Here is a 22,393-nt window from a genome sequence, read left to right as displayed (position 1 = left end):
TGCGCAACTTTTCGGCGCGTTATTACGTAAAGGAGTTACCGGTATCACAGAAATAAGAAATCATAAAAATGGAACAAGATCCCGCAATTGAGCCTTCCCCACCGCAACTCTATAACTAAGCATCAGTTCCTCTTAAGGCTACCAGGCCACGATCTGCCACCCTTAACAACAGGCGTGCCATCTATGAAAGAGAAGTTATCGGTAAAAGAAAAAATCAGTTATGGCCTTGGCGATATGGCCAGCCACATTGGCCTTGAAAATGTGATTATTTTCCTGACCTTCTATTATACCGATGTGGTGGGATTACCCGCCGTCTTCGTCGGAACGATGTTCCTGCTTGCGCGTGCGGCTGATGCCATCATCGATCCTTTGATGGGGCTCGTTGCGGACCGTACCAAAACTCGCTGGGGTAAATTCCGGCCCTACCTCCTCTGGCTGGCGGTGCCGTTTGGTGCCAGTTGCCTGCTGATTTATTCCGTACCGGAATCCCTTTCCCTTGGCGGGAAAATGATTTTTGCCAGCCTGACTTACGCCGCGATGATGCTGATGTACACGGCGATCAATATTCCTTATTGCTCCATGGGGGCCATTATCACCTCCGATAATGACGAGCGCATCTCGCTGCAATCCTACCGTTTCTTCCTCGCCACCCTGGGGGGAGCAATGTCCACTTTCCTGATGATGCCCCTCGCCCAGTACATTGGCGGGGAGGACAAGCTGGCAGGTTATCGGGGAGCCATGGCCATCATGGCTGGCGCAACTGTCTTTATGTTTCTGATCTGTTTCAGAAATACGAAAGAACGTATCCAGGCGCCCGCCAGCCATGAAAACTTTATCAGCGATCTTCGTGACTTACTCCGCAATGACCAATGGCGTGTTGTTGCCGGCCTGGTGTTTTTCAACATTGCTTTTGGCGTTATCCGGCTCGGGGCAATGATGTATTACGTCACTTACCACCTTGGCAATGCCAGCTTCTTTATGTGGCTGCTCGGCGCGCATATTGTCGGCAAAAGTGCGGGCAGTGCGTTGTGTAAACCGCTGACAACCGGGCGCAGTAAGGTGCAGGTCTTCAGGCTGGCTGCATGGGCCGCTGGCCTGCTGAGTATTGCCATCTTCTTCCTGCCCAGCTCCATCACACTGCTGGTTGTCATGATGGTACTGGTTTCCACCTTCTATCAAATCACCACCACGCTGATGTGGGTGATGATGTCGGACGTCGTCGATTATGGCGAATACACTCAGGGAAAACGCATGGACGGCACCATCTTCTCCACGCTGCTCTCCATTTTGAAAATGGGCATGGCGGTGAGCGGGGCGATAGTCGGCTGGACGCTTGGGTTGAGTGGCTACATCCCGCATGCGGAGATGCAAAACCCGGTTGCGATGTCGGCAATTGTCGCGTTGTTCTCCCTGGTTCCAGGTGTGCTTTCAATACTCAGCGCGTTGACTCTGCGTTGGTACAAGCTGAGCGATGCCACGATGACCGAGGTCAATACTTCGAAAAGAGCGCTGCAAAGCGATCACCACTAGTCAGGAGTTTCTATGAGCGAGTTAATAGCTGAGCGCCGCCGTATTCTGTGGCATTTCGATCGACAAACCCTGGTTGTCGAGCCTTGGGGAAAGAACAGCCTGCGCGTTCGTGCTACCTGCTTACCGCCTGTTAAAGATGAATGCTGGGCGCTGCTGCCGGATCCTGAAGAAACGGATGTGGCCATTACTGAAGGGCCAGAAACCCTGACCCTTACCAATGGCAATATGAAGGCGGTGCTGAATATCAAAGGTCAGCTCGCCTTTTATAATCAGCACGGTGAATTACTGCTTGAAGAGTTCTGGCGGCAGCGCACCACGGTGGGTATTGGCGCCAGCGAAAAAAATCAGGACAAGTACATCAGCGCACTGAAGCTGGATGCCCGTGAGTTCAGGCCTATCCCAGGGGGAAAATATCAGCTGACTGTCCGTTTTGAAGCGCGAGCAGAAGAGAAAATCTATGGCATGGGCCAGTATCAACACCCCTGGTTAGACCTGAAAGGCTGCACGTTAGAGCTGGCACAACGTAATTCTCAGGCCAGCGTGCCCTTTATGCTCTCCAGCCTCGGGTATGGGTTACTGTGGAACAATCCTGCTATTGGCGAGGCGGCATTCGCAAAAAATGGCACGGAGTGGCAGGCTAAAGTCACCGAGCAGATGGATTACTGGATCACCGCAGGGGAGACGCCTGCGGAGATTGTTCGTCAATACGGTGCCGCAACGGGTACTGCGCCAAAAATGCCGGAGTTCGCCACCGGTTTTTGGCAGTGCAAATTGCGCTATCGCACGCAAGAGGAAGTGCTTGAGGTGGCGCGCGAATATCGCCGTCGTAACCTGCCATTGTCGGTGATCGTCATCGACTTCTTCCACTGGCCTAATCAGGGAACCTGGTGCTTCGATCCGAAGGACTGGCCAGACCCGAAGGCAATGGTCGCTGAATTGAAGTCGTTGGGCATCGAAACGATGGTATCAGTCTGGCCCACGGTTGATAGTCGCACCGATAACTATAAAGAGATGAAGTCCAAAGGCTATCTGGTGAATACCGAACGCGGTGTTTCGGTCAATCTGGATTTTCTCGGCAACACCACTTTCTTCGATGCAACACACCCTGAGGCACGGCGGTTTGTCTGGGAGAAGGTAAAGCAGAACTATTACGATCTGGGCATACGGTTGTTCTGGCTTGATGAAGCGGAGCCTGAATACCGAGCCTATGATTTTGATAATTATCGCTATCACCTTGGACCGGTACTTGAGGTCGGTAACATCTACCCTCAGAAATTTGCAGCCGGATTCTATGACGGGCTAAAAGAGCAGGGTGAAACGGAAATTGTGAATCTTGTGCGTTGTGCCTGGGCGGGTAGCCAACGTTATGGCGTGCTGGCCTGGTCCGGGGATATCCACTCTTCTTTCCATTCCCTGCGCAACCAGATTGCCGCTGGCCTGAATATGGGGATGGCGGGTATTCCATGGTGGACAACCGACATTGGCGGATTCCAGGGGGGAAATGTTAACGATCCTGCCTTCCAGGAGTTGCTGATCCGCTGGTTCCAGTGGGGCGTGTTCTGCCCGGTCTTCCGCCTGCATGGCTACCGTGAACCCCAGATCCAGCCGCCAGAAGCCTGGCGTGACGGCATTGCGCAATGTAACAGCGGATCGCCAAATGAAGTCTGGAGCTATGGGGAAGAGAACTACCAGATGATGCGTCACTGGTTGTTCGTTCGCGAGAAACTGCGTCCCTACATCAACCGCCTGATGGATGAGGCCCATGAGCAGGGCGACCCGGTGATGCGTGCGATGTTTTACCAATTCCCTGAACAGCATGAGAGTTGGCTGGTGGAGGATCAGTATATGTTTGGTCCGGATATTCTGGTGGCACCGATCCTTCATGAGGGGCAGCGTGAGCGCCGAGTCTGGTTACCTGCCGGGGCTTTGTGGCTGGAATTAAACGGCGAGCAGCACGAAGGTGGGCAGTGGATAGCCGTGGCTGCCCCGCTAAACTCGATACCTGTGCTGGTGCGAGACGGCAGTCAGGTGCAACAAGAACTGGGTAACGTTTAATTCGATGCCCTCAAAGAGGTGAAGAGGCGCATTCATCTTCAGGATAAAAAAAGCCCACTCATGAGTGGGCTTTTACAAGTGTGAACGCTGTTACTCGATATTCTGGATCTGCTCGCGCATCTGCTCAATCAGCACTTTCAGCTCGATAGCTGAGGTGGTGATGTCAGAATTGATCGATTTAGACGCCAGGGTGTTCGACTCACGGTTGAACTCCTGCATCATAAAGTCCAGACGGCGGCCAACGGCTTCCTTCTTCTTCAGGATGTTGTAGGTCTCTTTCACGTGAGCTTCCAGACGATCCAGCTCTTCTGCCACGTCAACACGCTGTGCCAGCATGATCAGTTCCTGCTCAACGCGATTGCTGTCCAACTGTACCTGAGCATCTTCCAGTTTGGTGACCAGACGCTCACGCTGCCATTTCAGCACGTCTGGCATCTGCGTCCGGACTTTGGCGATTTCAGTCGTCACGCCTTCAAGACGCTGTTCAATCAACGCTTTCAGTGCTGTGCCTTCTGTTTCACGGGAAGTGATAAAGTCATCCAGCGCGATGTCCAGCGACTTCAACAGCTCGGCGGAGATGGCATCCAAATCCTGTTCTTCAGCAGACATTACGCCAGGCCAGCGCAGAATATCTACCGGGTTAATTTCCCCTTCGTCACTCTGCATTTTCACCCAGTTAGCGGCCTGAACCAGCTGAACAGCCAGCTTTTCATTCAGCACCAGCGAGCTTTGGGCGCTTGGGTCGGCGTCAAAACGCAGGTTGCATTCGATTTTACCGCGCGTAAGGCGTTTACGGATGCGCTCACGGATCACTGGCTCCAGGCCACGGAACTGCTCTGGCAGGCGGATGTAGGTTTCTAAATAGCGCTGGTTTACGGAACGAAGTTCCCAGGCTGCGCTGCCCCAATCGCCTTTGGTTTCACGCCGCGCGTAGGCGGTCATACTGCGGATCATGTGCGTACCCGTTTTCTGAGAAAGATAAACGGATTATAGCGGTGCAAGCCAGGCCTTAACAGGCATTCGGCTAATCTCAATGAAATCAGCGATCGTCACTGGTTTTTTACCCGTGCCAGCTTATGATGCTGTTACCCCTGAAATGCATTAGGAACCGCATGAAAACCTCCTCCGTTATTGCTGTAGCTGTAGCCTTTACCCTGAGCGGCTGTATGGCGCCCAGCCATCCAAACGCCGCCACTGCTACCCGCTGCCAGACAGGCGATGCCATGCAGCAAACTACGCTTTATTTTGGTCTGAGCCGACCTCATGGCGCGAATATTACCGCCGATGAATGGCAGTCGTTTGTCGACAGTGATGTTACGCCGCGTTTTAAAGAGGGCCTGACGGTCTTTGATGCTAAAGGGCAATGGCTTGGAGAAGACGGGAAAGTGGCTCGTGAGGGCAGTAAGGCTTTAATGTTAATCCATGCGCCGGGCAACCAGGCTGAGCAGAATATTGAAGCCCTGCGCACAGGTTACAAACAGCGTTTCCAGCAGGAGTCCGTTATGCGGGTTGATAGCCCCGTCTGTGTAGGTTTCTAAGCTGAAGCCCGGCAGCACGCCGGGCTTGTTGTCTGATTACAGCACTAAACCGGCGAACGCGGCAGACAGTAGGCTGACCAGCGTCGATCCGTAGACCAGCTTCAAACCAAAGCGGGAAACCACGTTACCCTGTTGTTCGTTCAGGCCTTTAATGGCGCCAGCCACAATGCCAATGGAAGCAAAGTTGGCGAACGAGACCAGGAAGACCGACAGGATGCCAAGCCCGCGAGGCGAAAGCTCAGCGGCGATTTTCTTCAGCTCAATCATCGCCACAAACTCATTCGCTACCAGTTTGGTTGCCATGATGCTGGCTGCACGCAACGCATCTGGTGCCGGAATGCCTATCAGCCAGGCAAATGGCCAGAAGATGTAGCCGAGGATTTCCTGGAAGCTGATGCCAAACAGGCTGGAGAAGATGGCGTTGACGGCGGCAATCAGGGCAATAAACCCAATCAGCATCGCCATGATGATCATCGCCACTTTAAAGCCGGCCAGAATGTATTCGCCCAGCATTTCAAAGAAGCTCTGATCTTCGTGAAGCTTTTCCAGTTTGATTTCCGGCTCGTCGCCTGGCACCGTCGGATTGATGATCGACAGAATAATGAAGGTACTGAACATGTTGAGCAGCAAAGCGGCTACCACATAGCGCGGTTCAATCATCGACATGTACGCGCCAACAATCGACAGGGAAACCGTCGACATTGCTGCAGCGGCCATTGAATACAGGCGACGAGGGGAGATATCCGCCAGAATGCCCTTGTAGGCAATAAAGTTCTCGGACTGGCCGAGGATCAAGGTACTGACCGCGTTGAAAGACTCCAGTTTGCCCATCCCGTTCACTTTTGACAGCACCGTCCCGACCAGGCGGATGAGCAGTGGCAAAATACGCAGATGCTGCAAAATGCCGATCAGTGCCGAGATAAAGATGATCGGACAAAGCACGCCGAGGAAGATAAAGGCCAGTCCCTGACTTGCCATCCCGCCGAAGACAAATTCAGAGCCTTGCCCGGCAAATTTCAGCAGCGTCTCAAAGAATCCGGAAACGGCGGTGACCAGCGTCAGACCGCTGGACGCGTGCAGAAAGAACCAGGCCAGAGCGGCTTCAATCACCACTAGTTGAAGGATCACCCGTGGGCGGATTTTTTTACGATCGTTGCTGAACAGCAACGCCAGGCAAAAGATGACCACAAGGGCCAGAAGAAAATGAAGTACGTCAGGCATATCAATGATGTCCGGCAGACCAGGGAGAGTAGGCAGCATTTAGCCACAACTTGCCGCGCTTTTCACTCTGCGTTGCATCCCCACACAACTTTAGACTTAAGAAAGCCGTCGAAGGCATAAGAAACGCCCTCTAACGTAGGCATTCGGCGGTGAAATCCGTATAATGCGCAGCCAATACTGATTTGCTAGCCGGAGAGAAACCATGCGTCCTGCAGGCCGTAGCGCACAACAAGTGCGCCCTGTCACACTGACCCGTCACTACACCAAACATGCTGAAGGTTCAGTTCTGGTTGAATTCGGTGATACCAAAGTGCTTTGTACTGCCACCATCGAAGAAGGCGTACCGCGTTTTCTGAAAGGTCAGGGTCAAGGCTGGGTAACCGCAGAGTACGGCATGTTGCCGCGCGCTACCCACAGCCGTAATGCCCGTGAAGCCGCTAAAGGTAAGCAGGGTGGCCGCACGCTGGAAATTCAACGCCTGATTGCCCGCTCTTTGCGTGCAGCGCTGGATTTGAAAGCCCTGGGTGAATTCACCATCACGCTGGACTGCGACGTGCTGCAGGCAGACGGCGGAACCCGTACCGCCTCGATCACCGGTGCCTGCGTAGCGCTGGCTGACGCCCTGAACCATCTGGTGTCTATCGGCAAGCTGAAAACCAACCCGATGAAAGGGATGGTGGCTGCCATTTCCGTCGGTATCGTTAACGGCGAAGCGCTGTGCGATCTGGAATATGTAGAAGACTCTGCCGCTGAAACCGACATGAATGTGGTCATGACTGAAGATGGCCGGATGATTGAAGTGCAGGGCACCGCAGAAGGCGAACCGTTCAGCCACGATGAACTGCTCCAGCTGCTTGCTCTGGCAAGAGGGGGAATTGATTCCCTGATCCTGGCGCAGAAAGCAGCGCTGAAAGACTGATTTTTCGAGGCGACCAGTGAGTCGCCTTTTTTATGACTAGCAGAGGACCAAGACATGAAAGCCTGGCAGCGCCAATTTATCGAATTCGCCATCAACAAGCAGGTGCTGAAGTTTGGTGAGTTCACGCTGAAATCAGGGCGCACCAGCCCTTATTTCTTCAATGCTGGCCTGTTTAACACGGGCCGCGATCTGGCGTTACTGGGGCGTTTCTATGCTCAGGCGCTGGTAGATTCCGGTATTGATTTCGACCTGGTTTTTGGTCCGGCGTACAAAGGGATCCCGATTGCGACAACCACCGCCGTCGCGCTGGCCGATCACCACGATCGTGATGTGCCTTACTGCTTTAACCGTAAAGAAGCCAAAACCCACGGTGAAGGTGGAACGCTGGTTGGCAGCCCGTTACAAGGGCGCATTATGCTGGTGGATGATGTGATCACTGCAGGTACCGCTATCCGTGAGTCTATGGAGATCATTTCGGCTAGTCATGCCACTCTGGCTGGCGTGCTGATTTCATTGGATCGCCAGGAGCGTGGACGCGGGCAGGAGTCAGCGATTCAGGAAGTAGAGCGGGATTACGGCTGCAAGGTGATTTCGATTATTACGCTGAAAGAGCTGATTGCTTACCTGGAAGAGAAGCCTGAGATGGCAGACCATCTGGTGGCTGTGCGTGCTTACCGTAAAGAGTACGGTATTTAAGGTTTTCGCGGGTCAGGGTGTGCTGACCCGCACTCTCTTTACACCAGCTGAGAGGCCAGTAAGGGCCAGCGGGTATCAAAGTCTACCGTTGGACGGTAGCGGAAACCTGAACGAACAAAGCGAGAAAGTAAGCCTTCGCAGAACGCCAGCAGTTGGCTTGCAAGCAGCGTTTCATCGGTAGCAAAACCCTCACCTTCCCGCAATTTATGCTCGCGTAGCACCTGGCGCAGCTGCACTTCAATTCGCTCAAACAGTTGATTGATCCGTCCCTGAAGACGGTCCTGTTCAAACATCAGGGCATGACCAGTCAAAATGCGGGTCAAACCTGGATTACGCTCACCAAAACCCAGAATTAACTGAATAATCAGACGAAGGCGCGGCAGCGTCTCTTTTTCGTCTTTCAAAATGAAATTGATGCGCGTAATCAGGCTGTCTTCAATAAACTCGATCAGGCTGTCAAACATGCGGGTTTTGCTGGGAAAATGACGGTACAGCGCCGCTTCCGAAACCCCCACATTGGCGGCCAGTTTTGCCGTTGTTATCCGTTGACTGCCATCGCTTGATTCCAGCATTTGTGCCAGCGCCTGCAATATTTCTTCGCGACGATTCCTTTTCGCACTCTTTTTCTCTGCCATGACCTGAAAAACCCCTGAAATATCACTTTAAACGGGCTGTAGCCCACGCAACGTCCGTGAGCAATGGGGCTCACGGCGAAAATAAGGATAAGTTTCTCGCTAACGATCTCCGGGCAGATTCTTACTGGCGGCCAGAGTGACCAAAGCCACCTTCTCCGCGATCGCTGGTATCGAAATCTTCGACCAGATTGAACTCAGCCTGTACCACCGGCACGAAAACCATCTGAGCAATACGCTCGCCGGGTTCAATGTTGAAGGCTTGCTGGCTACGGTTCCAGACGGAAACCATCAGCTGGCCTTGATAATCAGAGTCAATCAGGCCGACCAGGTTGCCCAACACTACACCATGTTTATGGCCAAGACCTGAGCGGGGAAGGATGACGGCGGCCAGTTGCGGATCGCCAATGTGAATAGCCAAACCCGTTGGCACCAGTGTGGTGGCACCTGGCGCCAGTAAAATGGCTTCATCCAGGCAGGCGCGCAGGTCAAGACCTGCCGATCCAGAGGTGGCGTAGGCAGGTAATGGGAAGTCTTTACCCACACGCGCATCTAAAATCTTAACGTCGATTTTTTTCATCATAACGGCTGACTATCTCGTCTAGTAACTGTTGGCCAAGGAGTGACTTATCGCAGAGCGGTAAGATTTTTTCTCCCTCCTGCCAGAAAAGGTGCAAGGCATTGGAATCACTATTGAAACCCTGCCCGGCTTTCGAAACATCGTTGGCGCAGATTAAATCCAGGTTTTTACGGACCCGTTTTTGTTGCGCGTATTCTTCCACATTCTGGGTTTCTGCCGCAAATCCTACGACGTAGGGACGGCCGTCCTGCATGTGGGCTACCCCGGCAACGATATCGGGGTTTTTTACCATTTTGAGGGTAACTTCATCACCCTGTTTTTTGATTTTTTCGGCTGAGACTTCAGCGGCACGATAGTCTGCAACGGCTGCCGTGCCAATAAAAATATGCTGTTTTGCGGCGCTTGCCATCACCGCATTTTGCATCTCTAATGCGGTCAAAACGTCTGTGCGCTTCACCCACTGCGGCGTGTTTAATGCCACCGGGCCACTGATTAAGGTGACGTTTGCGCCCCGTTTTGCCGCTGCGGCGGCAATCGCGAAGCCCATCTTACCTGAGCTGTGGTTAGTTATGAAACGAACGGGATCAAGTGATTCGCGGGTGGGACCGGCGGTAATCATAATGTTGAGATGTTGCAGATCGTTGACGGGCGCAGACCACTTCACCGCTTCATCCACAATCGTCAACGGATCCAACATCCGGCCTGGGCCGATATCACCGCAAGCCTGGCTGCCGCTGTCAGGCCCCCAAATCAGCACACCACGTTGTGCCAGCACCTGCAGATTATGCTGCGTGGCCGGTGCCCGGTACATTTGCTGATTCATCGCAGGGACTACCGCAACAGGTGCCGGTGTGGCCAGGCAAATAGTGGTAACCAGGTCATTTGCCATCCCTGCAGTAACCCGCGCAATAAGGTCGGCTGTCGCAGGGGCCAGAATCACCAGATCGGCCCATTTTCCCAGCTCGATGTGCCCCATGGCGGCTTCCGCTGCCGGGTCGAGCAGGTCATCAGAAACCGGATAGCCAGAAACAGCCTGCAGGCTAAGCGGCGTGATAAACGCTTTTGCTGCTTCTGTCATTACCACTCGGACTTCCGCCCCGCGATCGCGCAGGCGCCTGACCAGTTCCGGTGCTTTGTAAGCCGCTATGCCGCCACTCACGCCCAGAACTATGTGTTTACCGGTTAATCCCGTCATCTTGCTATCCGCCCTGTAGAGTCAGACTGGCGCGGCTCACTGCCGCCATTATCCCACTATTTTACCATACTCATCCGGCTGTTCCTGTTAGCACTCTGTCGTCTTTGCGAGACAATTCGCAGAGTCAGCCAGCGACCGTAGAAAAGTACTGTATATAATGCCATGCTTCTTCGGGCTGAGGAAGAAGGGATGCTGAAGATGAAAGAGTGGAGTGAAACACCGCCAAGAGAAAAATTACTGGAAAAAGGCGTCGAAGTCTTAACGGATACGGAATTACTGGCTTTGTTTTTACGGACAGGTTCAGGTGGGGTGCATGTGATGACGCTGGCACAGCAGCTGATAGCGACATTTGGGTCGTTATATCATTTGATGACGGCAGACAGGTCGGCATTTAACAACGTCAAAGGGGTTGGCGATGCAAAATACACCCAGATCAATGCGATAACGGAGCTGGCGCGGCGTTTCTTTGCCTGCACTCAGGCACAGGAAAGGCAGATTGCGGGCGGAACAGCAGACATGCTCACTTTTTTTGTCAGCCAATTGGCTCACCGTGAGCGAGAAATTTTTATGGTGGCGTTTTTTGATAACCAACATCGGATGATTCACTCTTGCGAAATGTTCGCCGGGACGTTAAATAGTGTCGAAGTTCATCCCAGAGAGATCGTCAAAGAAGCGCTGGCACGGAATGCCGCTGCGCTGATTCTGGCGCATAACCATCCCTCCGGGATAGCCCGTCCCAGTAAGGCTGACCACGCAGTCACCCGGCAAATTATCGCCGCCTGTCAGCTGATGAATATTCAGGTGCTTGACCATATTGTGGTTGGACTGGGTGAGTCAGTCTCCTTTGCCGAACGAGGGTGGATTTAGCACCGTGGAGGGGGTTAAAAGCGTATTTTTTAACCCGAGTTAACAACCGTTAACTGTTCAAATGAAGCTATTTTGCACGATCCAGAGGGATCTTTATCTGTTCGGGACTTGAGCAGCGGCGGCGCAGGGCGTATACTACGCCACCTTTGAGAATCTCGGGTTTGGCAAATAGGCCTACTCAGCGGGTTCACATTGAACTCGCCTGGAGGGTCTTAGAGCCTGACGAGGCGGCCAAAACCTTATTTTTAAAGCTCGAGCTGATTTGATTTTTGGAGAATAGACATGTCACGAGTCTGCCAAGTAACTGGCAAGCGTCCGGTATCGGGTAACAACCGCTCCCACGCAATGAACGCGACGAAACGCCGTTTCCTGCCGAACCTGCACTCTCACCGTTTTTGGGTTGAGAGCGAAAAGCGCTTCGTTACACTGCGCGTCACTGCCAAAGGCATGCGCGTAATTGATAAAAAGGGTATTGAGACAGTCTTGGCTGATCTGCGTACCCGCGGTGAGAAGTACTAAGGTAAAGGAACTGAATCATGGCTAAAGGTATTCGTGAGAAGATCAAGCTGGTTTCTTCTGCTGGGACAGGTCACTTCTATACCACCACGAAGAACAAGCGTACTAAGCCGGAAAAATTGGAACTGAAGAAATTCGATCCAGTTGTCCGCCAGCACGTGATCTATAAAGAAGCTAAAATCAAGTAATTGATTTCAGTGGATGAAAAACCCGGCTCCGGCCGGGTTTTTTGTTTTCAGAAGAGGATAACGGTCCTTAACGGGAGGCAAGTAAATGCCGGAGTTACCTGAAGTCGAAACCAGCCGTCGTGGAATTGAACCGCATCTGGTGGGCGCCACTATTCTTCATGCTATTGTCCGCAATGACCGCCTGCGTTGGCCGGTTTCCCTCGAAATTCAAAGCCTCAGCGATCAACCGGTTCTCAGCGTGCAACGCCGGGCGAAGTATCTGCTGATTGAGCTGCCTCAGGGTTGGATCATTATCCACCTTGGCATGTCCGGCAGCCTGCGTGTGCTGCCCGAAGAAATCCCCCCTGCGAAGCATGACCATGTCGATCTGGTCATGAGCAACGGCAAAGTCCTGCGTTATACCGATCCTCGCCGTTTTGGCGCCTGGCTGTGGTGTACGGATTTAGCCGCAAGCAATGTGCTGGCCCATCTTGGCCCTGAGCCCCTTCATGAAGCCTTCTCGGCTGAGTATTTGTTTGATAAAGCGAGAAATAAGCGCACGCCGGTTAAACCGTGGCTGATGGATAACAAATTGGTGGTGGGCGTGGGGAATATCTATGCCAGTGAATCACTGTTCGCCGCCGGGATCCATCCCGATCGTCCGGCAATGGCGTTAACTCAGGATGAGGCGGCTTTGCTGGTGAACACCATCAAGGCAGTGTTGCTTCGCTCGATTGAGCAGGGCGGCACAACGCTGCGTGACTTCCTGCAGACGGACGGTAAACCGGGGTATTTCGCGCAGGAACTGCAGGTCTATGGACGGGCAGGAGAGCCCTGCCGTGTCTGTGCTACGCCCATTAAGAGTGCTAAACACGCGCAGCGCAGCACCTTTTATTGTCCGACCTGCCAGAAGTAAGGCTTACAGTTTTGCCTGTAGCGCGGCAAAAACCGGCTCCGGCAGAAAGGCGCTCACATCACCTTTGTGACGCGCCACTTCTTTCACCAGCGAAGAAGAGATAAACGAGTACTGCTCTGAAGGCATCAGAAAGACGCTCTCCAGCTCTGGCAACAGGTGGCGATTCATATGGGCCAGCTGTAACTCATATTCGAAGTCCGACACCGCTCTCAGGCCTCTTACCAGCACATTGGCTTGCTGGTCGCGGGCAAAGTTCGCCATCAAATCACTGAATCCCACCACTTCAACGTTCGGCAAAGGGGCAACCACCTGCTGCGCCAGCGCTACGCGTTCTTCAAGTGTAAACATCGGCTTCTTACTTGGGCTGGCAGCGATAGCCAACACGATATGATCGAACATCAGCGCGGCTCGCGTCACGATATCGAGATGGCCATTGGTCATCGGGTCGAAAGTGCCAGGATAGATCGCTTTGGTGCTCATAGACCGCCCTTGCCGGAAGCGTGAGAGGAGTTATTTAGCGCCCAAAGCGCTGCATATTTATTGAATGTGTACTGGGCATTCACTACCGCCAGCAGCCAGCCCTGCTTGCCATCCAGAAAACCTGCACGCAGCACCAGCGTTTTGAAGAAAGCGCCGAAGGTGTGCAAAAAGATGGAAAAAATGCCGCAACGTTTGCCCTGATGAAAGCGTTGTTTCGCCCAGGCTTCCGCATAGGCGAACTGTTTCCACTGGAAAGCAGAAAAGTCGCGGCAGGTCAGATGCAGAAGATCGCCTTTCAGCGGGGTAACAGATGTGCCTTTGGTGTCCAGAGACTCATGCACCTGATGATCGTTGTACTGATAGCTGGCAGGGTAAAGACGGGTGACCCGATCGGGATACCAGCCGCTGTGGCGCATGAAGCGGCCTAAGAACAGATTGCGGCGACCAAGACTGTACACCGCATCTGCAGAGGCAGGCTTCGCCAGCACGGCTTCTATTGAGGCTCGTAACTGTTGAGTCACGCGCTCATCGCTGTCAATCATCATTATCATCGGATGACTGGCATAACTCTGCGCCAGTTGGCGTTGTCGGCCATAGCCGTGCCACTCCGTTGAGTGAAAGACTTTCGCTCCGTGTCGGGCTGCAACCTGAGGCGTCCCGTCACTGCTACCGGAGTCGAGCAGGATGATTTCATCAGCCCAGCTAACGGACTCCAGACATTCTGGCAGCAGGTCGGCCGCGTTTTTGGCGATCAGCACGACCGAAAGAGCCTGGCGTGAAGACATTTAGTGATTCCGCTGTGGCAGATGGGGTTCGAGTAACTGTAGCAGACGCTGCAGCGCACCCTGGTTCTGATGCAGCACTTCTACGGCATGGCGGCCATAGTAAAGACGATAATCTTCGTCGGTTAGCAGCGTGCCAATCTCTTTATCCAGCGAATCGGCATCGGTGACGGTGATCAGCCCGTCGGCCTGCTGCAGCTTGGCACAGATATCTTTGAAATTGAGGGTATGCGGCCCCATCAGGACCGGGATAGCGTGGGCTGCCGCTTCCAGTGGATTGTGTCCACCTCGTTCCACCAGGCTGCCGCCAACAAAAGCCAGATCGGCAATGCCGTACAGCAGCATCAGTTCACCCATCGTGTCGCCAATCACTACCTGAGTGCTGCCTGACGGGATCTCTCCGCTGCTGCGAAGGGTATAACTCAGTCCTGCTTTCTGTGTCAGTTCGCGGGCGGTAGAGAAACGCTCCGGATGGCGAGGGACCAGAATTAATAACAAATTCGGGAAACGAGCCAGCAGCTTACGGTGCGCATCCAGAATAATACTTTCTTCACCCTCATGCGTACTGGTGGCAATCCACACCGGACGACGAGGAGCCCACTGGCGGCGCAGGGTGATTGCTCTGGCGGCCAGTTCAGGCGTGACAGAGATATCAAACTTCAGGCTGCCGGTAACGGTCAGATGAGAGCGTTTCAGGCCAAGGCTGATAAAACGTTCGCCATCTTCCTGATTTTGCGCGGCAATCAGCGTAATGCGCTGCAGCAGGCGTTGCATAAATTTGCCGAGTTTTTTGTAACCCTTCGCCGAACGTTCAGACAGACGGGCATTGGCAATCACCAGCGGAATTTTTCGCTTATGCAGCAGCGCAATCATGTTTGGCCACAGCTCGGTTTCCATAATGATCACCAGACGGGGGTTCACATTATCCAGGAAACGGTTCATTGAGCCGGGTAAATCGTAGGGCAGATAAACATGGTGCACATCTTTGCCAAACGCCGAGGCCGCACGCTCAGAGCCGGTAGGTGTCATGGTCGTGACGGTGATCGGCATTGAGGGATAGCGGTGGCGTAATGCGCGCACCAGAGGCACGGCAGCCAGCGTTTCACCTACAGAAACGGAGTGCAGCAAAATACCGTCTGGCTTCACTTTGCCGGCGCAATAGCCATAGCGTTCTGCCCAGCGTTTGCGGTAGGCGGGAGCCTTCCGGCCGCGGAGCCAGAGCCGGAGCCAAATCAGGGGCTGAATGAGGTAAAGCAGAACGGTATAAAGTGTTGTCATCACAGTGTTTATGTAGAGTGGAGAGACTCGCGCCAGAGTATGCCAGAAAAGAGGAATAATAGGGCATGTTAGCAGATAAGTCGTCTCCGCTCACACTTCTTATCAGGGCTGCTGCAACACTTGTTGATATAGCGCATGAAGCTGAGTAGCAAGCTGCTGCGGAGAACAGGGCAATACCCTTTCGCGGGCAAGATCTCCCATCCTGCTGTCCAGCGTTCGCTGTGGGATCGCTTCGGCGGCAGCTGTCAGGGCTGGCACGTCCAGAGCGTCACAGACAAACCCTTGTTTACCCTCGACTATGAATTCCGCACCGCCACAGGTGAAACTGGTGATCACGGGTAAACCGCACGCCATTGCTTCCAGAATCACATTAGGGAAGGGATCGTACAGCGTTGGTAACATTAAACTGTCAGCGGCGTGATAAAAGGGGATCACATTGTTCTGCACGCCAAGGAAATGAATGCGATTTTCACACCCCAGGCTGCGGGCGAGATTTTCATAGCGTGATTGTTGCTTGTCCTGCCCGACAACCAGCAAGTGCGCATCTGTCTTTGCCAGAGCCGTAATACTGGCCTTCAACCCTTTTCGCTCGAACCCGGAACCCACATAGATAAAGACTTTCGCGTTAGCTGGCAGGTTTAACTGCTCACGGGACTGCTGGCGTTGCTCAACGGTTGCCGGCATAAAACGCGTCGAGTCGATGGCATTATAAATAACCGCAAATTTCTCTTCCGGCACCTGGAAGCAGCGCATGATGTCGTTTTTTACCATCAGAGAATTACAGATGATCTTTTTCAGCGAAGCGGAGCGGAACATCGCTTCTTCTGCGGCCATCACATAATGGTGATAACGGCTGACGTGCGTGAGCACTCGTTGAACCGGCGAAACCACTCGCGCGCGTTGCTCCAGCCAGACCCGGTGAACCCCATCTCCTGCCCGGAAAATATCACAGCCAGCGATGCGTTCATGACTCTGCACAATATCAAACTTCTCCTGCTCCCAGCAGGCCCTTGCAGCATCGGCAAAACCGCGTTCACGGGAAATTCGGCCCCACTTTTTAGGGTTGCAGATATGCAGGTGCCACTCTGGTTTAGGCTCACCCTGCCAGCTACGGGTAATGATGTTCAGCTGAAGACTGTCGTCATCCAGCGCTTCCAGCGCCCGTGAGATAAAACGCTCGGCACCGCCATCGGGGCGATATTTCTGGCGCACGATGGCCAGTCTGACCTTACTCATCCAGATAATTCCTTGCGGCTTTCACCACGTCTTCAAGTGGGATAGCGGAGAGATAACGCGTTTCCGTTTTGGTATCAATGCTGTCCGGCGAGGGCAGCGGAGCGTAGTCCCCAGCCCAAATCACCTGATTATTTTCGCCCCACGGCCGCCATTGCTTCAGTTTAGTTGGGCCAAACAGCGCAATGCAGGGCGTATTCAACGCAGCAGCCATATGCATTGGCGCTGAATCCACTCCGATGAAGAGCTTTGCATGGTCAATCAGCGCGGCTAGCTGTGGCAAAGTCAGTTTACCTGCCAGCGAGAGACACTGACGGCTCTGGCATAACGAAAGAATATTGTCGATCATCGCCAGCTCTTTCTTATCCGGGGCAGCGGTCAGAACAATATCCAGCTCGTCTGAGGCAAGACGGTCAATCAGCCCGGCCATTTTGTCATCTTCCCAACACTTGAACAGCCAGCGTGAAGTCGGCTGAATAACGATATAGGGTTTGCTGACAGTCTGGAGCTGTGCAAGTTGGCTGCGGGTTGATTCCCAGTCACTCTCACTGTAGTGCATAGACGCAGGAAATCCCTGGCAAGGAATAGCCAAAGGAGACAATGCCATCAGGTTTTGTTCAACGGTATGCAGAGTGCCATGCAGTTCAGTGGTAGCCCGATGCGTATGCGCCAGGCGCCAGATGGCACTGCGGCGCTTTTGGTAATCAAAACCAATCCTGACTTTTGCACCAGAGCACGCCGTAATAATGGCGCTGCGCCACTGATCGGCGAGGTTGATGACCAGGTCGTAGTGACACTGGCGAACGGCTGATACCAGCGCAACCTCATGGCGAATGTGTTGCCAGGTCCCCTCTTTTTTCCAGTTACGATCGATAAAGTGGATCTGTCGAATATCCGGATGGGCCTGCAACATCGGGCGTGTCTCTTTGTACAGAAGCACATCAATACTGGCGTTTGGATATTGCTGACGGAGCGCGTGGATGACCGGCGTGGTCAGCAGCATATCGCCGTGATGACGGAGTTTGATCAACAGAATGGTTTCAGGCTTAAACATTGGGCTCACTTGCGGAGTAGCCATTCTCATGAAATCTCAAGGTTGAGTTGACCTGCTGGAGGGGAAGCCCTGCCAGAATAGGTGCCAACGGGTTGCCTCATCAGGCTTTACGCCAGCGATAAATTCGGGCCAGCCACAGCAGTAACTGATACCACTGTTGCACTCCCCTGGCGTTCCGCAGCATTCGGCCAGGTGTTTTGCTGGCGATCAGGTCTGCTATCATCGCTTGCTTCGCCTCGGCATCGGGCTCGCGGCGAATAGAATGGCAGACGGTCAGGGCTTCTTTGGTGACCTGTCGGTACAAAGAGGCAGGCAGCGTTACCTTGTTTTTATAGCGCTGATTAATCTCGTCCAGCATTCGCGCGATCTTAAGATAGTGTCGCTGATATTCCACATTACGCATTCCAGTGCGCTTCTGATTGCTGATGGACTGATCGTGAACGTAATAACGGTACAGGATCTCGTCGGTATAGCGGACTTTTCGGGCATTCAGCATCAGTTCAGTTGTCCAGGGGATGTCCTGATGATGCAGGCCAGGTTCGAACTGTAAGTTTAGTTCGTTAATCAATGCGCGGCGGTAGATGCCCAGCCAGACAACATGCAGATAGCGATTGGTCGCCAGGGCTTTCCCGAGCCACTCAACGCCACTAAGGACGGGGGTGGTTTGCAAGCGGTCTTTGGGGATCAATGGCTTGGCCTTATCCCCACCCCAAAACACGCGTTCTGCGTTGCACTGAGCAATGTCCAAATCATCGGTTTTAGCCATCGCCATCAGTTTGCTGTACATCTCAGAATTAAGCGTGTCGTCAGCGTCGGGGAACGTGACGTACTGGCCTTTCGCTATGGCCATTCCGGCATTACGGGCTCGTGAAACGCCGCCATTTTGTTGGTCAATAACCTGAACATGCGGATAGTCCGCGGCATACTGATGCGCCAGTGTGGCTGACTCGTCCGTTGAACCATCATTAACAATAATGACTTCAATGGATTGCAAGGTTTGCGCCAGCAGCGAAGCCATAAAAGCCTCGAAGCTTTTCCCGGCGTTATACATCGGGATTATCACGCTCAGTTCAGGCGCGGAAGGATCGGAATGCGGCATCATACTCAGGGTAAAGTCTTCTCTTCTTGGATTAATTGAGGCTTGCGTGCACAAATAAAATCATAGATATCATCCAGCTTACGCTGATCCAGTTCAAACAGTTGTTCAGGAGGATGATTGAATTTGTACAGCGCCTGAAAAACAAACGACGTTGGCGCGATATGGTTCGGCCCAATTAGCAGAACATCGCCCAACGGACGTTGCTCTTCTACGCAGCAAGGGCCATAAATCAGCACAACCGGCACATTCTGTGAGTCAGCAATATAAATATTGCCGGAGTCCGATGCCACATAGAAGTCCATCTGGCTGATGGCATAAGGCAATCCTTCCAGGGAAACTTTGCCTATCAGGTTAACCAGGTCGTCACGCTCACCCACCACCTTATTGAGCTCATTTAACCGGGTAAGTTCATTCGGCGAACCAAATACATAGAACAGGCAAGGGAGGTCGTTCAGCCGATCGAATAGCGCTTTCCAGATCACTGGCGGAATGGTTTTAGCCTGATTACCGGCAGAGATGCTGATCCCAATTTTGATTTTGTCAGTCCGGAACACTTCTTCCGGCGTATTCACCGGTTTCACTAAGGGTAACGTTGCGTGCTTGGGGTAGCTCTCTTTGGTCAGCGAGCGATCGGCTAGCTTCAGGTAGTTTTCCAACGTCAATGTGGCCTTATCATGCTCTACCGTGCCATTTGCGGTCAGATAGAAAATCCCCTGATACCAGCGACGTCGATACATCGACAAAAACTGCTTATTCTCCGCATTACAGCAGGCGGCATAGAAGAGATTGGCATTGTTCGGGTGCAGCAGATAGACGTTGCGATAACGATTCATCAACCTGATGGCCAGCTTTAATTTACTCAACGTTGAGGCTTTATGCTCTTCAACGTAAAAAATCTCGTCCAGAGTGGCATCATGTCGGGCAAGAGGCGCGACGGCGGTGCTGAGCAAAGCATCGCTATGCTGGAGATGGTGCAGCAAAGGGGTGATATTGATGAAGTCCCCTATCTTGGCCGTCTGGATGACCAGATTTCGGGTGCTTTTGTTCTTACCGAGCTTTTTCCATAGCTTAAATGGTAAAAGCAGCAAAAATAACACGATGTAGTTCATGCTCTAATCTCCCTGAGCAGACCGAAAATTCCACGGAAGAGAGACTGGGAGAATGTACATCCCCTCTTCAGCCGTGTTGATGAGGATAAAATTGTCACAGAGCTCAGATATCCGTTCCTGTTAATGAGCGTTATCATGGGCCAAAACCTTAAATGATGAGTTAACAAAACATGGCATCAGGTTGTCGGCAGCCCTGTTGCTCTGGGATGATTTTAACACTGAAACGAAAGGCCACGAAGGTGATCTTTGTTAATTAATGTCAATTAAATCAAGATATTGACTACATATCGCCTCAATACTGTAAGCCTCGATTTCGGGTTTAGTCATCACGGGGGGATGCAGATAAATGTCGCGCATTGTCTCCGCCAGTGAATCCTCACTCATGTCTGCCAATCCACGTGATAATTCCCCTGTCAGGATGCTGACTGGACCGCCTGGGCAGCGAGTGCTGACTACCGGCGTATGACAAATCAATGCTTCAACCAGCACGTTACCAAACCCTTCACTGTCTGAACTGACAATCAGCAGCTTCGCATGGCGGATGTACGGATAGGGATTGCTGATAAACCCCTTAAAAATGACACGCTTGCTGATATCTAAGTCAATAGCCAAATCTTTAATGGCCTTGGTGGCCGCGTGGTTTCCCTGGCCAATCAGCACCAGCGGGGCTTCCAGCCCGCTTTTGGCATACGCCCGCAGCAACCGATCGTGACGTTTGGTCTGATGAAACCGACCAATATGGACCAGATAATCCTTGCCTTCCAGAGCGCAGGGCTCCAGGGAGAGGGCTTCAATTGCCTCAAAATCAAAAGGATTAAAGATCACCTGCTCACGTTTTGGCTGAATATCAAAAGAGCGCTTCAGATCATCAACAACGTATTGCGAAACGCCAACGATATTACGGTTCTGATAAATGTGGTGAATTTTGGTTTTTTTCAGCCAGAGTGAGAAGCCCTTACGGCGGGCGAGGTAAGAGGCAGAAAACACGCCGTGAAGACAGAACCAGGTTTTATTGGCATCCAGGTGAGGGCAGCGGCGGACTATGCGATCCGTTTTATGCAGATGAGAAATCACCAAATCGAAAGCGGTGTCATTTTTTTCAGCCGCGAGAATTTCTTTATCCAACTGTGCAGCACGACGGCTCAGTTCGGTCAGTTTTCGCCAGGGTTTTTTGCAGCTATCTTTGATGACCCGGTAGTCCAGATCCGTAGGGATGGCGTATTCACAAACTGAACGCAGGGAGAACAACGAAACCCGATGTCCACGTTCAATCAACCCTTTCGCCAGAGTCAGCACGACTTTCTCAGCCCCCCCTCCGGGTAAGCCATCAATGACCATTAAAATACGCTTGGACAATTTTTTACCCTTAGCCAGAAAAATACTGCGGTGCAGGCGCTGTGGCCTCTTTTGCCGCATAAATGCCGCTCAGCTTTATTGATTCAGGCGGATCCTTCTGCCAGAGCCTTGAAGATTATACTTAGAAAAACAAGCTGACCATCAGGGTCTTCCCACTCTCCTTTTTCATTAGCTTTGGTTATCTTAGAAAATTAAGGGAAAGAGTGCCATAGCATAATCAACAGACCGTCATTACCTCGCAAATCTCTTTGCGTCTCTATTGCCCGCTGCGTAACATACCCTCAGGCTAATCAGGAGTATGGAAACGGCATGACCAAACCCGCTTTTTTAATCACTATTGATACGGAAGGTGACAACCTCTGGCGTAATCGCACGGGTATTGTTACCACCAAAAACGCAGGATATCTCGCACGTTTCCAGCAACTTTGCGAAAAATATGCTTTTAAGCCCACCTGGCTGACCAACTATGAGATGGCCATCGATCCGGTATACCAGGCGTTCGCCAGGGATGTGATTGCGCGTGATACGGGTGAAGTAGGGATGCATCTTCATGCCTGGAACAGTCCGCCTGAGTATCAACTGACCGAGGATGACTGGCAATTCCAGCCCTATTTGATTGAATATCCTGTTGACGAAATGCGTCGAAAAATTGCGTTCATGACGGAACTGCTGGAAGAGACCTTCCAGACCAAAATGCTCAGCCATCGGGCAGGGCGCTGGGCATTCAATCACCATTATGCGCAACTGCTGGTCGAATATGGCTATAAAGTGGATTGCTCTGTTACGCCCGGCGTGAACTGGCAGTTTTCTCCTGGCGCGCCACAGGGAACCGGCGGCACAAACTACACTCATTTCCCTCGCAAAGCCTATTACCTTGATGCGGAAGATATCTCTCGTGAAGGTTCCTCGCCGCTGCTTGAGGTGCCAATGAGCATTCATTACAAGCATTCGGGAATGATGAACAGCCTGAAACAAGGCTATGACCGTTTGCGGGGCAAGCAGCGTAGCCCTTCGGTTCACTGGCTCCGCCCGACGGGTGGAAATGTGCAACAGATGATTGGCGTTGCTGAAAAAACACTGTCTACGGGGTCGGATTACGTCGAATTTATGCTGCACTCTTCCGAGTTTATGCCTGATGGCAGCCCGACCTTTAAAAATGAAGCTGATATC

General features: G+C 52.6%; 23 protein-coding genes. 10 read left to right on the top strand and 13 right to left on the bottom strand.

Features of this window, described 5'->3' with window-relative positions; all coding sequences use genetic code 11:
- Window positions 1–183 precede the first annotated feature (183 nt).
- A complete protein-coding gene (locus tag WCC56_RS07380; protein ID WP_424691753.1) occupies window positions 184–1,530 on the top strand; it encodes a glycoside-pentoside-hexuronide (GPH):cation symporter in 1,347 nt (448 codons plus the stop codon).
- Window positions 1,531–1,542: 12 nt separating this feature from the next.
- Window positions 1,543–3,585, top strand: a complete 2,043-nt coding sequence (locus tag WCC56_RS07375; protein ID WP_424691752.1) for a TIM-barrel domain-containing protein — start codon at window positions 1,543–1,545, stop codon at window positions 3,583–3,585.
- Between the two features lie 90 nt (window positions 3,586–3,675).
- On the opposite strand, the gene WCC56_RS07370 is transcribed toward WCC56_RS07375, so the two are convergent.
- Window positions 3,676–4,539 (bottom strand): YicC/YloC family endoribonuclease, encoded by an 864-nt coding sequence (locus WCC56_RS07370; protein WP_424691751.1) that lies wholly within the window; start codon window positions 4,537–4,539, stop codon window positions 3,676–3,678.
- 158 nt (window positions 4,540–4,697) lie between these two features.
- On the opposite strand from WCC56_RS07370, the gene WCC56_RS07365 reads away from it, so the two are divergent.
- Window positions 4,698–5,123: a DUF3574 domain-containing protein gene (locus WCC56_RS07365; RefSeq protein WP_424691750.1), complete on the top strand. Its 426-nt coding sequence runs from the start codon at window positions 4,698–4,700 to the stop codon at window positions 5,121–5,123.
- A 36-nt stretch (window positions 5,124–5,159) separates the two neighbouring features.
- Here WCC56_RS07365 and WCC56_RS07360 read toward each other — a convergent pair whose 3' ends face one another.
- Entirely contained in the window at window positions 5,160–6,344 is a 1,185-nt protein-coding gene (locus WCC56_RS07360) for a NupC/NupG family nucleoside CNT transporter (RefSeq protein ID WP_013200094.1), read from the bottom strand.
- A gap of 202 nt (window positions 6,345–6,546) precedes the next feature.
- Between WCC56_RS07360 and rph the strand changes: the two genes are divergently transcribed.
- Entirely contained in the window at window positions 6,547–7,263 is a 717-nt protein-coding gene (gene rph / locus WCC56_RS07355) for a ribonuclease PH (protein ID WP_013200095.1), read from the top strand.
- A gap of 54 nt (window positions 7,264–7,317) precedes the next feature.
- Window positions 7,318–7,959: an orotate phosphoribosyltransferase gene (pyrE, locus tag WCC56_RS07350; protein WP_424691749.1), complete on the top strand. Its 642-nt coding sequence runs from the start codon at window positions 7,318–7,320 to the stop codon at window positions 7,957–7,959.
- A gap of 38 nt (window positions 7,960–7,997) precedes the next feature.
- Here pyrE and slmA read toward each other — a convergent pair whose 3' ends face one another.
- From slmA to coaBC, 3 genes are all read right to left on the bottom strand, one after another.
- Window positions 7,998–8,594 carry a nucleoid occlusion factor SlmA gene (gene slmA, locus WCC56_RS07345; RefSeq protein ID WP_424691748.1) on the bottom strand — a complete coding sequence of 199 codons (597 nt, stop codon included), beginning with the start codon at window positions 8,592–8,594 and terminating at the stop codon, window positions 7,998–8,000.
- 121 nt (window positions 8,595–8,715) lie between these two features.
- Complete coding sequence (dut, locus tag WCC56_RS07340) at window positions 8,716–9,174, bottom strand: dUTP diphosphatase (RefSeq protein WP_424691747.1); 459 nt, start codon at window positions 9,172–9,174, stop codon at window positions 8,716–8,718.
- Window positions 9,152–10,366: a bifunctional phosphopantothenoylcysteine decarboxylase/phosphopantothenate--cysteine ligase CoaBC gene (gene coaBC / locus WCC56_RS07335; protein ID WP_424691746.1), complete on the bottom strand. Its 1,215-nt coding sequence runs from the start codon at window positions 10,364–10,366 to the stop codon at window positions 9,152–9,154. Before coaBC ends, dut begins: the two co-directional genes overlap by 23 nt.
- 198 nt (window positions 10,367–10,564) lie before the next feature.
- Between coaBC and radC the strand changes: the two genes are divergently transcribed.
- From radC to mutM, 4 genes are all read left to right on the top strand, one after another.
- Window positions 10,565–11,233 carry a RadC family protein gene (gene radC, locus WCC56_RS07330; protein ID WP_424691787.1) on the top strand — a complete coding sequence of 223 codons (669 nt, stop codon included), beginning with the start codon at window positions 10,565–10,567 and terminating at the stop codon, window positions 11,231–11,233.
- 282 nt (window positions 11,234–11,515) lie between these two features.
- A complete protein-coding gene (gene rpmB, locus WCC56_RS07325) occupies window positions 11,516–11,752 on the top strand; it encodes a 50S ribosomal protein L28 (protein WP_013200101.1) in 237 nt (78 codons plus the stop codon).
- A 17-nt stretch (window positions 11,753–11,769) separates the two neighbouring features.
- Window positions 11,770–11,937 carry a 50S ribosomal protein L33 gene (gene rpmG, locus WCC56_RS07320; RefSeq protein ID WP_001051798.1) on the top strand — a complete coding sequence of 56 codons (168 nt, stop codon included), beginning with the start codon at window positions 11,770–11,772 and terminating at the stop codon, window positions 11,935–11,937.
- A gap of 85 nt (window positions 11,938–12,022) precedes the next feature.
- Complete coding sequence (gene mutM / locus WCC56_RS07315; RefSeq protein WP_424691745.1) at window positions 12,023–12,832, top strand: bifunctional DNA-formamidopyrimidine glycosylase/DNA-(apurinic or apyrimidinic site) lyase; 810 nt, start codon at window positions 12,023–12,025, stop codon at window positions 12,830–12,832.
- A 3-nt stretch (window positions 12,833–12,835) separates the two neighbouring features.
- Here the strand turns inward: mutM and coaD are convergent, their stop codons facing one another.
- From coaD to WCC56_RS07275, 8 genes are all read right to left on the bottom strand, one after another.
- A complete protein-coding gene (coaD, locus tag WCC56_RS07310) occupies window positions 12,836–13,312 on the bottom strand; it encodes a pantetheine-phosphate adenylyltransferase (protein ID WP_424691744.1) in 477 nt (158 codons plus the stop codon).
- A complete protein-coding gene (locus tag WCC56_RS07305) occupies window positions 13,309–14,097 on the bottom strand; it encodes a glycosyltransferase family 2 protein (protein WP_424691743.1) in 789 nt (262 codons plus the stop codon). Before WCC56_RS07305 ends, coaD begins: the two co-directional genes overlap by 4 nt.
- Entirely contained in the window at window positions 14,098–15,372 is a 1,275-nt protein-coding gene (waaA, locus tag WCC56_RS07300; RefSeq protein ID WP_424691742.1) for a lipid IV(A) 3-deoxy-D-manno-octulosonic acid transferase, read from the bottom strand. It abuts the gene before it with no gap.
- A gap of 102 nt (window positions 15,373–15,474) precedes the next feature.
- Entirely contained in the window at window positions 15,475–16,608 is a 1,134-nt protein-coding gene (locus tag WCC56_RS07295; RefSeq protein WP_424691741.1) for a glycosyltransferase family 4 protein, read from the bottom strand.
- On the bottom strand, window positions 16,601–17,683 hold the full coding sequence (rfaQ, locus tag WCC56_RS07290) for a putative lipopolysaccharide heptosyltransferase III (RefSeq protein WP_424691786.1): 1,083 nt from the start codon (window positions 17,681–17,683) through the stop codon (window positions 16,601–16,603). The genes WCC56_RS07295 and rfaQ overlap by 8 nt, the downstream gene beginning before the upstream one ends.
- 76 nt (window positions 17,684–17,759) lie before the next feature.
- Complete coding sequence (locus WCC56_RS07285; protein WP_424691785.1) at window positions 17,760–18,758, bottom strand: glycosyltransferase; 999 nt, start codon at window positions 18,756–18,758, stop codon at window positions 17,760–17,762.
- 5 nt (window positions 18,759–18,763) lie between these two features.
- Entirely contained in the window at window positions 18,764–19,867 is a 1,104-nt protein-coding gene (locus tag WCC56_RS07280; protein ID WP_424691740.1) for a glycosyltransferase family 9 protein, read from the bottom strand.
- 249 nt (window positions 19,868–20,116) lie between these two features.
- Window positions 20,117–21,205 carry a glycosyltransferase gene (locus WCC56_RS07275; protein ID WP_424691784.1) on the bottom strand — a complete coding sequence of 363 codons (1,089 nt, stop codon included), beginning with the start codon at window positions 21,203–21,205 and terminating at the stop codon, window positions 20,117–20,119.
- A 327-nt stretch (window positions 21,206–21,532) separates the two neighbouring features.
- On the opposite strand from WCC56_RS07275, the gene WCC56_RS07270 reads away from it, so the two are divergent.
- Window positions 21,533–22,393, top strand: an 861-nt coding sequence (locus WCC56_RS07270; RefSeq protein ID WP_424691739.1) for a deacetylase, incomplete at its 3' end; no start/stop codon positions are given.

The organism is Erwinia sp. (genome assembly GCF_049696395.1).
GTDB lineage: Bacteria > Pseudomonadota > Gammaproteobacteria > Enterobacterales > Enterobacteriaceae > Erwinia.
Note: the sequence above shows the minus strand (reverse complement) of the source record. Positions and strands in the feature narration are given on the sequence as shown.

What these genes read in the sequence shown, in the direction of transcription:
- WCC56_RS07380 (WP_424691753.1), top strand. Translation starts at nt 184, where the DNA reads ATGAAAGAGAAGTTATCGGTAAAAGAAAAAATCAGTTATGGCCTTGGC.
- WCC56_RS07375 (WP_424691752.1), top strand. Translation starts at nt 1,543, where the DNA reads ATGAGCGAGTTAATAGCTGAGCGCCGCCGTATTCTGTGGCATTTCGAT.
- WCC56_RS07370 (WP_424691751.1), bottom strand. Translation starts at nt 4,539, where the DNA reads ATGATCCGCAGTATGACCGCCTACGCGCGGCGTGAAACCAAAGGCGAT.
- WCC56_RS07365 (WP_424691750.1), top strand. Translation starts at nt 4,698, where the DNA reads ATGAAAACCTCCTCCGTTATTGCTGTAGCTGTAGCCTTTACCCTGAGC.
- WCC56_RS07360 (WP_013200094.1), bottom strand. Translation starts at nt 6,344, where the DNA reads ATGCCTGACGTACTTCATTTTCTTCTGGCCCTTGTGGTCATCTTTTGC.
- rph (WP_013200095.1), top strand. Translation starts at nt 6,547, where the DNA reads ATGCGTCCTGCAGGCCGTAGCGCACAACAAGTGCGCCCTGTCACACTG.
- pyrE (WP_424691749.1), top strand. Translation starts at nt 7,318, where the DNA reads ATGAAAGCCTGGCAGCGCCAATTTATCGAATTCGCCATCAACAAGCAG.
- slmA (WP_424691748.1), bottom strand. Translation starts at nt 8,594, where the DNA reads ATGGCAGAGAAAAAGAGTGCGAAAAGGAATCGTCGCGAAGAAATATTG.
- dut (WP_424691747.1), bottom strand. Translation starts at nt 9,174, where the DNA reads ATGATGAAAAAAATCGACGTTAAGATTTTAGATGCGCGTGTGGGTAAA.
- coaBC (WP_424691746.1), bottom strand. Translation starts at nt 10,366, where the DNA reads ATGACGGGATTAACCGGTAAACACATAGTTCTGGGCGTGAGTGGCGGC.
- radC (WP_424691787.1), top strand. Translation starts at nt 10,565, where the DNA reads ATGAAAGAGTGGAGTGAAACACCGCCAAGAGAAAAATTACTGGAAAAA.
- rpmB (WP_013200101.1), top strand. Translation starts at nt 11,516, where the DNA reads ATGTCACGAGTCTGCCAAGTAACTGGCAAGCGTCCGGTATCGGGTAAC.
- rpmG (WP_001051798.1), top strand. Translation starts at nt 11,770, where the DNA reads ATGGCTAAAGGTATTCGTGAGAAGATCAAGCTGGTTTCTTCTGCTGGG.
- mutM (WP_424691745.1), top strand. Translation starts at nt 12,023, where the DNA reads ATGCCGGAGTTACCTGAAGTCGAAACCAGCCGTCGTGGAATTGAACCG.
- coaD (WP_424691744.1), bottom strand. Translation starts at nt 13,312, where the DNA reads ATGAGCACCAAAGCGATCTATCCTGGCACTTTCGACCCGATGACCAAT.
- WCC56_RS07305 (WP_424691743.1), bottom strand. Translation starts at nt 14,097, where the DNA reads ATGTCTTCACGCCAGGCTCTTTCGGTCGTGCTGATCGCCAAAAACGCG.
- waaA (WP_424691742.1), bottom strand. Translation starts at nt 15,372, where the DNA reads ATGACAACACTTTATACCGTTCTGCTTTACCTCATTCAGCCCCTGATT.
- WCC56_RS07295 (WP_424691741.1), bottom strand. Translation starts at nt 16,608, where the DNA reads ATGAGTAAGGTCAGACTGGCCATCGTGCGCCAGAAATATCGCCCCGAT.
- rfaQ (WP_424691786.1), bottom strand. Translation starts at nt 17,683, where the DNA reads ATGGCTACTCCGCAAGTGAGCCCAATGTTTAAGCCTGAAACCATTCTG.
- WCC56_RS07285 (WP_424691785.1), bottom strand. Translation starts at nt 18,758, where the DNA reads ATGCCGCATTCCGATCCTTCCGCGCCTGAACTGAGCGTGATAATCCCG.
- WCC56_RS07280 (WP_424691740.1), bottom strand. Translation starts at nt 19,867, where the DNA reads ATGAACTACATCGTGTTATTTTTGCTGCTTTTACCATTTAAGCTATGG.
- WCC56_RS07275 (WP_424691784.1), bottom strand. Translation starts at nt 21,205, where the DNA reads ATGGTCATTGATGGCTTACCCGGAGGGGGGGCTGAGAAAGTCGTGCTG.